Annotated in this window: 14 protein-coding genes; 3 read left to right on the top strand and 11 right to left on the bottom strand. The window is 32.2% G+C overall.

Translation table 11 applies throughout. The features are described 5' to 3' along the window. Positions 1–9: 9 nt before the first annotated feature. Together ftsX and ftsE are read right to left on the bottom strand one after the other, a co-directional pair. The gene (ftsX, locus tag ABID14_RS04305) at positions 10–912 is read right to left on the bottom strand and encodes a permease-like cell division protein FtsX (protein ID WP_354367493.1); all 903 of its coding nucleotides are present in this window, start codon (positions 910–912) and stop codon (positions 10–12) included. Continuing rightward, a complete protein-coding gene (gene ftsE / locus ABID14_RS04300) occupies positions 899–1,588 on the bottom strand; it encodes a cell division ATP-binding protein FtsE (RefSeq protein WP_354367491.1) in 690 nt (229 codons plus the stop codon). Before ftsE ends, ftsX begins: the two co-directional genes overlap by 14 nt. Before the next feature lie 206 nt (positions 1,589–1,794). On the opposite strand from ftsE, the gene ABID14_RS04295 reads away from it, so the two are divergent. The 3 genes from ABID14_RS04295 (at position 1,795) to ABID14_RS04285 (ending at position 4,183) form a co-directional block, all read left to right on the top strand. After that, positions 1,795–2,982, top strand: coding sequence for a coenzyme F420-0:L-glutamate ligase (locus ABID14_RS04295; protein WP_354367489.1), 1,188 nt, complete (start codon positions 1,795–1,797; stop codon positions 2,980–2,982). A 102-nt stretch (positions 2,983–3,084) separates the two neighbouring features. Next, positions 3,085–3,957, top strand: a complete 873-nt coding sequence (locus tag ABID14_RS04290) for a DUF4300 family protein (RefSeq protein WP_354367487.1) — start codon at positions 3,085–3,087, stop codon at positions 3,955–3,957. A gap of 61 nt (positions 3,958–4,018) precedes the next feature. After that, positions 4,019–4,183 carry a hypothetical protein gene (locus ABID14_RS04285; protein WP_354367485.1) on the top strand — a complete coding sequence of 55 codons (165 nt, stop codon included), beginning with the start codon at positions 4,019–4,021 and terminating at the stop codon, positions 4,181–4,183. A gap of 62 nt (positions 4,184–4,245) precedes the next feature. On the opposite strand, the gene ABID14_RS04280 is transcribed toward ABID14_RS04285, so the two are convergent. The 9 genes from ABID14_RS04280 to nikC form a co-directional block, all read right to left on the bottom strand. Continuing rightward, a complete protein-coding gene (locus ABID14_RS04280) occupies positions 4,246–5,241 on the bottom strand; it encodes a hypothetical protein (RefSeq protein WP_354367483.1) in 996 nt (331 codons plus the stop codon). A 531-nt stretch (positions 5,242–5,772) separates the two neighbouring features. After that, on the bottom strand, positions 5,773–6,738 hold the full coding sequence (locus ABID14_RS04275) for an ABC transporter ATP-binding protein (RefSeq protein ID WP_354367481.1): 966 nt from the start codon (positions 6,736–6,738) through the stop codon (positions 5,773–5,775). 4 nt (positions 6,739–6,742) lie between these two features. Further along, positions 6,743–7,768 (bottom strand): ABC transporter ATP-binding protein, encoded by a 1,026-nt coding sequence (locus tag ABID14_RS04270; RefSeq protein ID WP_354367480.1) that lies wholly within the window; start codon positions 7,766–7,768, stop codon positions 6,743–6,745. Between the two features lie 11 nt (positions 7,769–7,779). Then, a complete protein-coding gene (locus ABID14_RS04265) occupies positions 7,780–8,709 on the bottom strand; it encodes an ABC transporter permease (RefSeq protein WP_354367478.1) in 930 nt (309 codons plus the stop codon). A 4-nt stretch (positions 8,710–8,713) separates the two neighbouring features. Next, positions 8,714–9,646, bottom strand: coding sequence for an ABC transporter permease (locus ABID14_RS04260; protein WP_354367476.1), 933 nt, complete (start codon positions 9,644–9,646; stop codon positions 8,714–8,716). 59 nt (positions 9,647–9,705) lie between these two features. Next, the gene (locus tag ABID14_RS04255; RefSeq protein ID WP_354367474.1) at positions 9,706–11,391 is read right to left on the bottom strand and encodes a peptide ABC transporter substrate-binding protein; all 1,686 of its coding nucleotides are present in this window, start codon (positions 11,389–11,391) and stop codon (positions 9,706–9,708) included. A 1,307-nt stretch (positions 11,392–12,698) separates the two neighbouring features. Then, positions 12,699–13,655: an ABC transporter ATP-binding protein gene (locus ABID14_RS04250; RefSeq protein WP_354367472.1), complete on the bottom strand. Its 957-nt coding sequence runs from the start codon at positions 13,653–13,655 to the stop codon at positions 12,699–12,701. Further along, positions 13,645–14,634, bottom strand: coding sequence for an ABC transporter ATP-binding protein (locus tag ABID14_RS04245; RefSeq protein WP_354367470.1), 990 nt, complete (start codon positions 14,632–14,634; stop codon positions 13,645–13,647). The genes ABID14_RS04250 and ABID14_RS04245 overlap by 11 nt, the downstream gene beginning before the upstream one ends. Before the next feature lie 14 nt (positions 14,635–14,648). Next, complete coding sequence (gene nikC, locus ABID14_RS04240) at positions 14,649–15,602, bottom strand: nickel transporter permease (RefSeq protein WP_354367468.1); 954 nt, start codon at positions 15,600–15,602, stop codon at positions 14,649–14,651. Positions 15,603–15,609: the final 7 nt, after the last annotated feature.

The raw sequence follows: 15,609 nt of genomic DNA, 5'->3' as shown, positions 1-15,609 counted from the left end.
GAATATCACCTACACATTTAAAAATTTCTTAGTAGAAAATAGACTTCCGAAAAATCCAATTCCTACCCCTATACATAAAAAGATAATAAAAATATCTTCTCTAATTATATTAATTGAAATTAAATCAACATTTGTAATATTAAATAATTGCGGATTAAGTCTCTCATATAATACATCATACAATTTTAAAGTCAAGAATCCAGCTAATAAAGCTCCAACTATTCCAAATATTACACCCTCCAAAAGAAAAGGCCCTCTTATATATGAATTAGTAGCCCCAACATATTTCATGATATTAATTTCATTTTTTCTATTTGACACAGCTATTTTAATAGTATTATGAATTATTAAAATTGAAACTAAAACTAAAATTAGAACCACACCTGCACCTACATATTTGACTCCATTTTGTATTTTCATCATTTGAGTTACAAAATCATAATAGTAGTTGTGATCTTCTATAAAGCTTAGTTTAGAATATTTGTCTTCAATTTCTTTTCCATAAGACAGTTCGTTCATCTCTACAGTTATTGAATCTGGTAGAGGATTGCCGCCAGGTATATTCTCCAAAAGTGTGGCGTCTTCTCCCAAACCTTTTTTAAAGTCTTCCAAAGCTTCATCTCTAGAAACATAACTCACTCTTTTTACTTTTTCATTCTGTGATAGCTCTTCAATAAAACCATTGACATCAGCAGCAGGTGCATCATCTTTTAAGAAAAATACAACTTTATCTAACTTTTCACCTGTTTGATATACAATAGTGTTTAGATTTACAATCATGAGCATTACAACGCCAAATAAAGTCAGCATTGCTGCTATAGAAATAGTAGAAGTTAAAGACATTGTTCTATTTCTCCAAAGGCCTGCACAAGCTTCTTTGAAAATATTAAAGAGTTGTCTAATAATTTTCATAATAATATCCACCCTCTTTAACATCACTGACTATATGTCCGTCTTTTAGAGCTACAACTCGCTTGTTAAATTTATCTACAATATTGGCAGCATGTGTTGCCATAATAACTGTCGTGCCTTCATCATTTATATTCTTAAGTGCCTGCATTATTTCCCATGCTGTATTTTCGTCTAAATTACCAGTGGGCTCGTCACACACAACGCATGGAGCTTTGTTTACAATTGCTCTAGCAATAGATACTCTTTGAGATTCTCCTCCTGAAATTTCATTTGGATAGCATTTCATTTTATCAGCTAAATTCACAAGTTCAAGAGCTTCTTTTACATCTCTTTTTATTGTTCTTTTAGACTCACCTAAAATTTCTAAAGCATATGCCACATTTTCGTATACAGTTTTGCGTGGCAGAAGTCGAAAATCTTGAAATACAACTGAAATATTTCTTCTCAACTTGGGTATCATATATTTAGATATTTTGGTAATGTCATCTCCTTCAATAAGAATCTTACCGCGAGTGACTTTTTCTTCTCTAATTAAAAGTTTAATCATAGAAGATTTGCCTGCCCCAGAGGACCCTACCAAAAATACGAAATCCCCTCTTGGAATTTCAAGATTTATATTTGAAATAGCCATGACACCATTACCATATTCTTTAAATACATTTTCAAATTTTATCATTTCTCTTACCTTTCTAAACATTCATACTTATTATATTACAAAATGGTAACAATTGTACAGTAGATTTGATAAATTTCACAGAATTATCTCATTAATTATAACTAAATAATATTTTTTCAAAATTTTTTAAAAAATATTTTACATTTAGCTCATGTTAATGTATAATCTTGAAGTAAAAAAGTAATTTATATTCATTAGGAGGAAATATGCAAAGATATGTTGGAACTGTCGCACGTGGAATACGTACACCGATAGTTAAAAGTGGAGATAACCTAGTTGATATAGTCGTAGATTCTATTGCAAAAGCTGTAGAGAGCGAAAATATTAATATGCGAGATAGGGATGTTGTAGCAGTTACTGAATCTTTAGTTGCAAGAGCTCAAAACAATTACGTTGAAATCGATCAAATTGCAAAAGATATCAATAATAAATTCGAAAACGAAATTGGAATTGTATTTCCAATACTAAGCCGTAATAGATTTTCAACAATACTTAGAGGTATCGCAAAAAGTGGCAAGAAAATTCATATTTTGTTTTCTTACCCTTCCGATGAAGTAGGCAATTCACTGATGGATCCTAATCTACTTTACGAGACAGGTATTAATCCCTTCACTGATGTGTTAGAGGAAGAAGACTATAGAAAAACATTTGGTGAAGTCGTTAAACACCAATTCACTGGAATTGATTATGTAAAATTATATAAAGACATTTGCAAAGGAAATGCAGATATTCATTTTTCGAACGATCCAAAAACTATTTTAAAATACACAGATGAAATCCTTGTATGTTCAACTCACACAAGATTTGCAATCAAAAGATTATTAAAAGATCAAGGAGCAAAAACTGTTCTCGGTCTTGACGATATATTGAATGAGTCAATTGACGGTAGCGGTTATAACGAAGAATATGGGCTATTGGGCTCAAACTTTGCTTCAGAAACGAGACTTAAACTCTTCCCAAGAGATGGTAAAACTTTTGTAGATAAAGTACAACAAAAACTTATCGATAAATACAATAAACAAATAGAAGTTATGATTTATGGTGATGGAGCATTTAAAGATCCAGTTGGGCAAATTTGGGAACTTGCTGACCCCGTAGTGTCCCCTGCCCATACAGAAGGACTTGCCGGTACACCAAGCGAAATTAAAATAAAATATATAGCAGATAATGACCTTAAGGATTTAGATTCAGAAGCAGCTACAGCTGCCATGAAAGAAAGAATCTCTCACAAAGAACTTGATTTAGTGGGCAAAGATGAAACTCTAGGTACAACGCCAAGAAAAATCACTGATTTATTAGGCTCACTTTGTGACCTTACAAGTGGTTCAGGCGATAAAGGAACTCCGGTAGTTCTAATACAAGGCTACTTTGACAACTTCGCAACAGAATATTAATTTAAACTAAAATTACGCAGCTTTTGCTGCGTTTTTTGTTACCACAATGTAATTTGAATTAGAGACAAACAATGGTTTAAAATAAAAGAGAAAGGAGAGCAAATGAAAAAATTATTAATATTAAGTTCGTTAGCTATTTTAACATTACTTGTTTCATGTAAACAGAGCAACAAAACGATTTTAGAAGAAGAAACTAATAATCTAGTTGAATCTTCAGATATAGAGATGAGCAATATAAGCTCAGCTAAAAGCCGTAAAGAAGTTGACCAAACCCTTAAAAAGTATATAAATTCTGAAAATGTAGAAAATTTTATTTCATATGTAAAAGATTATAATGAAACAATTGAAAATAAATCATTGAATGCAGAATTTCAAAAGAATATTGAACCTAACTATGATTTGAAAAATATAGATGAACTCTGGGCTTCCAAAAAAGGTGATTTCATAGGCACTAATTGCCGCATAAACACTTATTTAATATTGAAAGATGATATTAAAATTAAAAACAAAATTCCTTACGATGACTCATTACTTTTTCTAGATAAAAATTCCATAAACTCCGCTAAAATATTTAATAAAACAGAAGAAGATAATTTTTATAGATTATTTTCAAAAGTTAATACACAACCAACTAAAGAATATCAAATTCATGCTAAGAATATGGAAGAGCACTTATCAAATTTTAAATTTAACAAGAATGTAGATATGGTATCTGTAGTAATACATGATAATTTAGACGATGATTGTCTATTTATTGGCCATGTAGGAGTTCTAGTTTCTCAAGGCTCTAAGTACCTTTGGGTAGAAAAATTATCTTTTCAAGAGCCGTACCAAGCTATAAAATTTAGCACAAAGGATGAATGCTACAACTATCTTTATGATAAATATAAAATATACACAGACGAAACAACGTCTAATCCATTTATTATGAATAATAATAAATTAGTAAAATTAGATGCCTATGAAAACAAATAAAATACATTCAACTTGCTTTTCTAGCTCTACAAGTAGTATAAATAATATAGGGGGTAATTTTTTGAAATTAAATAAATTGTTAATTAAAATATTAATAGTTCTAGTGCTTGCCATCTCTATAATCGCTTGTAACAAAAAATCATCGTACCGTGAAATACCTCCAGGCAATGGAATCATTGGTGGTGCTGATGGTCCAACTAATATTTATGTCAAGACTGATATATAAAAATATAATTTTTAATTAAGTCAATAAAGACGGGGCTTCTTTGCCCCTTAAAATTTTAAAACTTATTTACTTTCACTTAAAACTACTCTAGCAGCTGCCAATGCATTTTCGTAATTGGCCTCATCTTCATCTGTTGCATTTTTGTATTCTTTTGATTTTCTGACTTTATCAGCCCTATCTACTTCTTCTTGAAGCATTACTAGATCTTTAAACCCAAGATTTTTTCTAGCTTCTTTAAGCACAAACAAAGAAATATTTAAATCTTCAGTAGTAGGATTTTCTTGTTCTAGAAGAGATTTAGAATCAGAAAGTGCTTTTACATATTCTGAAGAAAGTTCAATTTTAGCATTTTTGAATTCAGAAGATTCTTTTACTTTTGACTCTTTTGCAACTTCTTCTTCCAAAGATTTCTTGTAATTTGGTTTAATATCCATGTTCTCTCTAGCTTCTTTTAAGTTTATAACTGCATTTTTAATTTGTTCTTCATTAGATTTAGCATAATTTAAAATCAATTTTGAAGCAGCTAATGCATTGTCATAATCAGCGCTTTTTTGGATTTGTGCATTGTTGTATATATCAGATTTTAACACTTCTTCGCTATATTTTATTTCATTTTTTAGAGCTGTTTTATAATCTTTTGTAATTTTAGTCTCAATTTCTCTTAAAGAAAAAAGAGCATATTGCAATTGTTGAGAAGTTGTTCTTTCATCATTCAATAAAACTTTAGCTGCAGCTAGTGCACTCTCATATTCCGAACTCAATTTCGCATCAGCATTTTCATAGTCTTTCGAACCTCTAATAAAAGACTCTCTCTTAATTTCTTCTTTCACAAGTTCTTTATAATTTGTAGTAAGTTGAGACTCCGCTTCTATCATAGAATATAGAGCATTGACAATTTGTTCATCAGTAAATTTTTTCTCACTTTTATCTTTATATACTTCAACTATTTTTTCAATCTTGCTATTTTCTGTATTTGAATTTGCAAAAACTCCTGTCATAGGTACAGATAGCATTAAAGCGGCTAGTGATATTCCAATTATTTTGTTGTTAGTTTTCATAATGACCTCCCTATATTTTGTTAATATAATTATATCTAATCTTTATGTTGAGAACTTGTATAAAAGTTTACAATAAAGTTAAAAACGATTGCATTTTGATTAAAATAGTTACAAAACTATACTCATAAAGTGTCTTGCATGTCGTGGAGAGAATATTTCCCCTCCCATTTCATCCTGAGCGAAAGAAATCTGTAAGATTTCTGAAGTCGAAGGATCTGCATGTAGTGGAGAGAGTCTGTAAGGGTGAAATAAAAAATGTAGTGATATAAGCATAAGAAAAGACGTCTATTTATATCTACAGAGCGGCTACTACACAGGCAGATTCCTCACTCTTCGAGTACACGGCGACTTTCCAAACCCTTCGGGTTTTCCGCTCGGAATGACAGTTGCAGGTGTTGTCGTTGCCCTTTCAACTGTCATCTCGACTAAAAAGCTTAGCGAACGCATAAAGATTCTTGCATATATTGGAGAAAATTTGTAAATATGAAATATAAAAAGAACCTCAAGTTTTAATTTGAGATTCTTTCTAATTTAATCATATAAATGGCAAGCTACAAAATGACCTGGATTTATTTCTCTTAATTCAGGTTCAATTTGTCTGCATTTTTCCATACATTTTTCGCATCTTGATTGGAATTTGCAACCAACTGGTAAATCAATTGGTGACGGTATTTCTCCCTTTAGTGGAGTCCTATTTTTAATTCCTGCATCTGGATCTGGTATTGGAATTACAGAAATGAGTGCTTGAGTATAAGGATGGAGAGGATTTTCATATATATTTTCCTTATCTGCAAGTTCTACTATTGATCCTAAATACATTACTCCGATTCTATCAGATATGTGTTTAACCATTGATAAATCATGAGAAATAAACAGATAAGTCAACCCAAGTTCTTTTTGCAATTTTATCAGTAGGTTTACTACTTGTGCTTGAATTGATACATCAAGGGCAGATATTGGTTCGTCACACACTATAAATTCAGGTTCTACAGCGAGTGCTCTGGCAATTCCTATACGTTGTCTTTGTCCACCTGACAATTCTCTAGGAAATCTAGCTCCATGTTCTGCATTAAGCCCTACCATTTGAAGTAATTCCGATACCCTATTATGAATTTCAGACTCCTTCATTTTTGGGAAATGGACTCTCATTCCTTCTGCTATTATATCTCCTATTGTCATACGAGGGTCTAGTGATGAATAAGGATCTTGAAATATTATCTGTGCTTTTTTCTTAAATTCTTTGATGTCTTTTCTACTTTTAATTTCTGATACTTCTACTCCGTCATAATAAACTTTTCCACCTGTTTTTTGATGTAGGCCTATAATAGTTCTTCCGCAAGTTGTTTTACCACAACCACTTTCTCCAACTAAACCTAGAGTTTCTGTTCTATATATATCAAAAGTTACATCATCAACTGCTGTTAGTTTTTTATTTCTGCCAATGTTAAACTTTTTTTGGAGTTTATCAACTTTAACTAAAACTTCTTTATTTTCCATTTTCTCACTCTCCTACTTCAAGGTCGGCACTTTTTGCATATGGATGATTTCTCCAGCAATATGATCTATGTGTGTCTGAAATCATAGTTTTGTCAGGTTTTTGTTTTCTACAAATTTCCATAGCATATTGACATCTGTCTACAAAAGGACAACCTTTAATTTCAAGAAGCAAGTCTGGAGGTGTACCTCCTAAAGAGTAAAGCTCTTGCTTTGATTCAGTGTCAAGTCTTGGCACAGATTTTAATAGTGCTTCTGTGTATGGATGGTTTGGATTTTTGAATATTTCTCTAACACTACCTTCTTCCATTACCTCGCCTGCATACATTATTAAAATTCTATCAGCAAAGTCTGCGACTACACCTAAATCATGTGTTACTAATACTATTGCAGTATTTCTCTTTTCTTTAAGCTCTGATAACAATTCCAAAATTTGTGCTTGAACTGTCACGTCAAGTGCAGTTGTAGGTTCGTCTGCCAATAAAATTTTTGGATGACAAGCAAGTGCTATCGCTATCATTACACGTTGTCTAAGCCCACCTGAGAGTTCAAAAGGATATTGATTAACTCTCTCTCTTGGATTTGGAATATTTACAAGCTCCAATAATCTTATAGCTTCTTCTTGAGCTTCTTTTTTATTCATATTTGTGTGCATGAGAAGTGATTCTGTTATTTGTTTGCCTACCTTAGTTGTAGGATTTAGAGAAGTCATTGGATCTTGGAATATCATAGACACATCTGATCCTCTATAATCTTTAAGCCTTTCCTTTTTCATCGCCAAAACATCTTCTCCATTAAAATAAATTTTAGACTCTTTTTTTATTTCAGATGCTTGTTTTGGCAAAATTCTCAAAATGGCTTTTGAGCATACAGTTTTACCGCAACCACTTTCACCAACTAATGCTATAGTTTCGCGTTCTTTTAAATTAAAAGAAACACCTCTTACTGCTTTTACTTCTCCAAGATAAGTGTGAAAAGATACATGGAGATTTTCTACTTCTAAAACTTTATTTTCAGTATCAATACTATTCATTACTACCTCCATTAATCTCTCAAACTAGGATCAAGTGCGTCTCTAAGACCATCACCTATTAAAGTGAAACACAACATTGTAAGTGCTATCATAAAACCAGGGAAAAATAGCTGATAAGGATAGAACAAAAATTTAGTTTGTGCAGCTGCTGCCATTGCACCCCAAGAAGTATTTGGAGGTTGTACTCCAAGTCCTAGATAACTCAAAAATGCCTCACTAAAAATATAACCTGGTATATCAAATGAAATTGATACAAGTATTACATTTAGCGTATTTGGCAACAAATGTTTTAAAATAATATCTTTATTAGCTACTCCAAGAGCTTTTGCTGCAAGTACAAAATCTTGCTCCTTTAAAGATAGAATTTGTCCTCTAACAAGCCTAGCAAGTCCACACCATCCTGTTATTGTCATGGCAAGTATCAGAGGTGCATAACCTGTATCTTTTATCGCAAGTCTTATGATGATTACAAGAAGTAGGTAAGGTATAGAATATAAAATTTCTACTATTCTCATCATTATTGTGTCCACTCTTCCACCAAAATACCCCGAAATGGCACCATAAATTCCACCTATTACAGTTCCTATTACAGCACCAACAACTCCAATTACTATAGATACACGTCCACCTTTCCAAAGTCTTGTAAAGATGTCACGACCTATATCATCAGTACCAAACCAAAATTCTGCATTGGGTTTAGTATTACTTGCTCCAACAACTTGATCAAAACCATAGCTATTTATATAAGGTCCAACTATCACAAGAAGTGTAATAATCCCCAATAAAGTTAGCGAGAATAAAGCAAGTTTATTTTTCTTAAATCTTCTCCACGCGTCAGACCAATAAGTAACTACTGGACGTCCTATAAATTCGGAATCTTTTTGATCATTTGAAATTTTTCTAAAGTCATCTCTATTTAATGTATAATTTGTATTTTCCATATCATTACTCCGTAAATTTAATTCGTGGATCTACTAATCCGTATATAATGTCTACTACAAGTTGAATAACTAAAAACAAGAAAGCATAAAAAATTGTATTGCCAATAATCATTGGATAATCTCTATTTTGTATAGAACTTACAAAATAAAAACCAAGTCCAGGAATACTAAACATATTCTCGATAATAAATGAACCTATAAAAATTCCAACAACTTGTGGTCCTATTATTGTAATAACTGGCAAAATTGCGTTTCTTAACACATGTTTTCTTATGATATTAAATCTAGAAACGCCTTTAGCTTGTGCTGTAAGAATATAATCTTGATTTAAAACTTCTAGTACATTACTTCTCATGTATCTTGCATATGTAGCTATTGATCCAAAACACATTGCAACCGATGGGATAACTGTATTTTTAAAACTGCCTCCAGCCCAACCTGAAGTTGGAAACCATCTCAATTTAGCAGCGAAAAAATATTGCAATAGTGCACCCATTATAAATACCGGAATAGTAATACCAAGTATTGCCACAACTCGAATTATACTATCTGGTAATTTAGAACGATTAAGAGCAGCAACAATACCTAAAATAAGACCAATAGTTAGCCCTATTAACATAGCCTGACCACCGATTCTACCTGATACCGGTGCAGTTTCTTTTATTGTTGTAGTTACTTCTCTACCTGGATATTTATAAGATGAACCTAAATCATGATTTACAATTGCATTTTTTAAGAATATTTTGTATTGTTCAGAAGTAGGTTTATCCAAACCATACTTTTTCTTATAATTTTCTCTTGTTTGTTCAGGCAGTGTCCTACCCATTGCAGTAAGTGGATCCCCTTGGATGCTATGCATCATATAAAAAGTCATAGTAGTAATTATAAATAAAGTAATTACCATATATACCAATCTCTTGCCAATATATCTAAACACTTCAATCCTCTCCTTCTAGTGTAATATGGGGGCACTGGGCCCCCTTATATTTAATTTATTTAGTTTCTACCTGAAGTGTAAACATATCTTAAACCTGTAGTATCAAGTTCTGATATTGGAAGGCCTTTAAGATAGTCATATCTAAATTTGTGATGTGTTACATTTGCTATTGGAATAACAGGTGACGCATCAATTAAGATTTTTTCTGCTTGACCATATTTTTCAGCAGCTTCTTTTAAATCAGTTGTTTGAGAAGCTTCTTTAACTAATTTATCATATTCAGGATCAGACCAGTTTGTAACAATTACATCTGCATCTGAAATGAACATACTAAGCATTGCATATGGATCGTCATAATCTGTAGACCATGCAGAATAAGAAATTTGGAATTCTCCATTGTCCATTGCATTAGAAAGAACTGGCCATTCAAGAGTAACAATATCAACATTTACACCTAAAGCTTCTTTAAGATTAGCTTGAATATATTCATTAGTAGCTTTTAAGTCAGATGTATTTGAAACTTTATACTCTAAAGTCACTTTTGTTGGATCAGGATCCATTCCAAGTTCTTTTAATCCTTCGATAAATAATGCCTTAGGATCATCTATAGATTCAATTAAATCATTAAGAGGTTTAATACCAATTTGTTCAGCATATGGCTTTTTGCCCAAGTTAATTGTTGGAGGTACCCAACCTGTACAGTCAGTATTAACACCTGAATAAACTTGTTTATTAAGTCCATCTCTGTCAAGTGCAGCTTGAATTGCTTGACGAATTTTTTGATTTGACATTAATTTGTCTTCAGTATTGATAGTCATAAAATCAAGAGTTGGTCTTACAAATGGATACCAATGCGTTCCTTCTTTGTTGTCAAGCTTATCAGTCCATTCTTTTATAGAAGTCGACATTGAATCTATTTCACCAACATCAAAAGCGTTTCCAGATGTATTAATATCATTTATAATTCTATAATTGATTTTTTCAAGTTTTATATTGTCTTTATTCCAATAAGTATCATTTTTTACTAAGTTTACTTCAGAATTATGAGTCCAATCAGTAACTTTGAAAGGTCCACAACTTAAAATACCATCTGTACTAGAACCAAAAGTATCTCCGTATTGTTCAACCATATCTTTACGTTGTGGATACATTACTCTATAAGGAACTATCTTGATGAAATATTCAGCAGGATTTTCTAAAGTGATTTCTAGAGTTTTATCATCAACAGCTTTTACTCCAAGTTCATCAACAGCCATTTCTCCACTATTTACACCTTTAAAATTTTTAATTGGTTCTAATAAGAATGAAGCTTGTGCAGCAGTGTCAGGATCAGCCGCTCTTTTAATTCCATATTCATAGTCCCCAGCAGTTACAGGTTGTCCATCTTCCCATTCAAAATCTCTTAGGTGGAAAGTATAAACTAAACCATCTTCTGATACATCATAACTTTCAGCACCAGCAGGTTCAATTTCAAGTTTATTTTCTTCAACTTCGTGAATTTGAACAAGTGGTTCATATACATTTTCGATTATATATTTACCATAAGAATCTTGTCCAACTTGAGCATCTAATGTAACTGGTTCTGCAGTAATGTGACCCATATAATATTGGTCTTTGTCAAGTTCAGCCTCTCCAGCTTCAGCTGTCGGTTTAGCATTCTCAGTTGTTTTGTCTTCACCCTTGCCACATGCCGTAAAAGCAAATAAGCATAAAAGTAAAGTTAGCAATAACGTTCTTTTTTTCATAATAATTCCTCCTATCATCAGCAAAGGAAAACATTTGTAGAAAGCATGTTAAATTGCACATAACAAACTCGATAATTCCAAACAAATGCCCTTCACAAAATTGCTATTAACTAGATTATATCAAAATTGTATAGAAATTAAAAGACAGTCTCACCATAAAAAAACTAAACGTTTTATATTTCATGAAATTATTTTCATCAGTATAGTTTTTAATCAATAACGATTGAAAATTTAGCCAAGTAGATGAACGATAACTTGGGGCTTTAGCACAATATCAAAGATTTAAATATAGTAAAAATTACATAATATAATAATAAAATATTTATAAAGTTTTTTATTATTTATTAATAAAGTTTACAATTTTTTTAAAATTTGCTTCTGTTTACTATAAATTCAGGTTTTCATAATATGTAATATTGTTCAATTATGTTTGATTTTTATGCTAAATTAATCGTTGCTAATTCAGTAAATTATTTTTTAAATACATTTCTATAATTTTTTGAAAAATTTTATTAACTATTATTTTATAAATTTCTTTAAAAACATTTTATATGGGAATGCAAATGTTTTTTATTTAATAAGTTTGTCGCGGTTACATTTAAAGTGTTGTCAAATTCATTAACCAATCAAATTCTTAATGAACTATATATTTTTTATATAACTCTAGAATAAATTTTCTAATTATTGTTACAGAAATACTACTATACAGGAAGATTCCTCACTCTTCGAGTACACGGCGACTTTCGCCTTGCTCGCTCGGAATGACAGTAGTAGGAGTTGTCGTTGCCCTTTCTAGTGTCATCTCGACCAAGAAGCGTCAGCGAACGCATAAAGAGTCTACAATTAGTGGAGAGAATATTTCCCCTCCCATGTCATCCTGAGCGAAAGAAATCTGTCAAGATTTCTGTAGTCGAAGGATCTGCATGCCGCGGAGAGAATCTGTAAAGTTTAAAATAAAAAAAGTGGTGAAAAAGTTCAAGAAAAAACTTCCATTTATATCTACAGAACGACTCCTCTACAGGCAGATTCCTCGACTACAAACCCTTCGGGTTTTCCGCTCGGAATGAAAGTAGTAAGAGTTGTCGTTGTCCTTTTCTATGTCATCTCGACTAAAAATGCGTTGCAAACGCATAAGAAGTCTTATCTGTGGTTGGATAATCTATTGAGTTTTATTGAAATAAATATTCGTACACGTCTCTTAAATTCATTTATAATCAAAATTAGAGTTATTAAAAATAAAAAACTTCACACATAACTCAATTCTTTGAGCTATACATGAAGTCTAATTATCTTTAAATTTTAAGATATTAATCGTAAAGATGACATGCAACAAAATGTCCTGGAGATATTTCTTCAAGTTTTGGTGTAACTTCTTTACATATTTCCATACACTTTGAACATCTGCCTGCAAATCTGCAGCCTTCTTTTGGATTTATTGGCGAAGGTACATCGCCTTCTAGGAATATTCTCTCTCTTTCATATCCATATTTTGGTATTGGTATGGCTGACAGTAGTGCTTGTGTATAAGGATGAAGTGGATTTACAAATATTGATTTGTAATCTGTAAGTTCAACTATTTTACCTAAGTACATTACTGCAATTCTATCACTTATATGCCTTACTACAGATAAATCATGAGATATAAATAAATATGTCAAATCAAATTCATCTTGAATTCTGTCCATCAAATTTAATACTTGAGCCTGTATTGATACATCTAGTGCTGAAACTGGCTCATCCATTACTATAAATTCAGGTTTTAGTATTAATGCACGTGCTATTCCTATTCTTTGTCTTCTACCGCCATCAAGCTCGTGTGGATACGAATCTGCTAATCTGTCTTCAAGTCCTACTGTATCCATCATATGATATACTCTATCTTCAAGTTCATGTCCTTTTATATTGTCTCCATTTACTCTTAGAGGCTCTGCAATTAAATCAAAGGTACTCATTCTTGGATTTAGCGATGAGTAAGGGTCTTGAAATACTATTTGCATCTGTTGACGAAGCTTTTTCATTTCTTGTCTCGATTTGTAATCGAGGATAGATTTGCCATTTAATATTATATCACCATCTGTCGGTTCATGAAGTCTTATTATTGCTCTTCCCACAGTAGATTTTCCACATCCTGACTCTCCAACAAGTCCCAATGTCTCTCCCTTTTTAATATCAAAAGATACATCATCAACTGCATGAAGTGTTCCTGATTTGGTATCAAAATATTTTTTTACATTTTTTACTGATATTAGCACATCATTTTGCATTGTTTTTCACCTCACCTACATCATTATAAAGATGACACGCCACAAAGTGATTTGCTGCCACTTCTCTCATTACTGGGAACTCAGTCTTACATATTTCCATGCACTTTTTACATCTAGGATGGAATCTGCATCCTTGTGGTAAATTTGAAGGATCAGGTGTGGCTCCTGGTATGACTGTGAGCCTTTCGACATCTTCATCTAAAGATGGAATTGAATCAAATAGCCCCACTGTATAAGGATGTAGTGGATTTTGATATATATCTTCTACTCTAGAGTCTTCTATTATTGTACCTGCATAAATCACACAAACTTTGTCGCATGTTTCTGCAACTACACCCAAGTCATGGGTTATTAAAATCATTGAAGTATTATATTTTTCTTTTAGCTCTTTCATTAACTCCAATACTTGTGCTTGAATTGTAACATCAAGAGCTGTTGTGGGTTCATCTGCTATTATAAGTTCAGGATTACATGCAAGTGCCATTGCAATGACAACTCTTTGTTTCATCCCTCCAGAAAATTGGTGTGGATAATCATTTATTCTCTCAGGTCTAATACCAACTAGGCTAAGCATTTCTTTAGTTTTAGCATCTAATTCATCTTTAGTTACATTTTGGTGAAGTTCTATTACTTCTTTTATTTGATCTCCAACTGTCATTATTGGATTAAGTGAAGTCATTGGATCTTGGAAAATCATTGAGACTTTGTCTCCTCTGATATTAAACATATCCTTTTCTTTAACTTCAAATAGATTTAAACCATTGAGATAGATTTCTCCACTTCTTATATATCCAGGCGGAGATTGGATAAGCTTCATAATAGCTTTTGCAGTTGTAGTTTTTCCTGCACCAGTTTCTCCAACAAACCCAACTGTTTCTCTAACTCCTACTTTCATATTCAAATGGTTAACCGCTTCTACTTTACCGGAGTCTGTAATATATTCAACAGTTAAATCTTTTATTGTCAATAAATTATCCATATACTACTACCTCCTTATCGTTTAAGTTTAGGGTCAAGAGCATCTCTTAGACCATCACCAAGCACATTGAGTGCAAAAATCGTAATTACAATTGCAAAACCAGGAAAAATTGTCATATGAGGGTAATCTCTTATATAACTTCTACCACCTGAAAGCATTGCTCCCCATTCAGGAGTTGGTGGCTCAAGTCCTAGACCAATAAATGAAAGCCCAGCAGCATTTAATATTGCATATGCTACTCCAAGTGTTGCCTGAACAATAATTGGTGCAAGACAATTTGGTATTATATGCTTAAAAATTATTCTAGCATTTGATGATCCTGCAGCTTTAGCTGCTTCAATGTATTCCATATCTCTAATAGATAATACCGAAGATCTTACTATTCTTGCATATCCTGGTATTGCTGCTATACCTACAGCAATCATTAGATTAGCAAGTCCTGGTCCAAGGGCAGCAAGTATTGCAATAGCTAAAAGCGTATCAGGAATAGATTGTAATATATCAATAAATCTCATCAATATATTGTCAACTTTTCCTCCAAAATAACCAGTAACTGCACCTATTGTAGTTCCTACAACTAATGCGATACCTACAGAAATAAAACCAACTTTCAATGAAATTCTAGAGCCGTAAACAAGTCTTGAAAATATATCGCGTCCTAGTTCATCAGTACCAAAAATATGTTCACTAGATGGTTTGGAAAATTGATTAGCTAAATCCTGTTGTGCAAAACCTTTAGGAGCAATTACATCTGCAAATATTGCAACCAAAAACAAGAACAAAATAATAGCAAGCCCTACCATAGCAAGTTTATTTCTTCTCATTCTAATCCAAACATCTTTTGCGTTTCTAAAACGACCTCTTTTTTTATGTTCGCCTTTTAAAGTTGGGTCAGTAATTTTTACCTCTCCAGCAGGGATTTCTTCTACTTCAGGTTTTTCCTTTGTATTAAAACTTTTCATATCCATAATCCCT

The sequence above is a fragment of the Peptoniphilus olsenii genome, assembly GCF_040545475.1.
In the GTDB taxonomy this organism is placed as follows: Bacteria; Bacillota; Clostridia; order Tissierellales; family Peptoniphilaceae; genus Peptoniphilus_A; species Peptoniphilus_A olsenii.
This window is presented reverse-complemented; position numbering and strand designations above follow the sequence as displayed.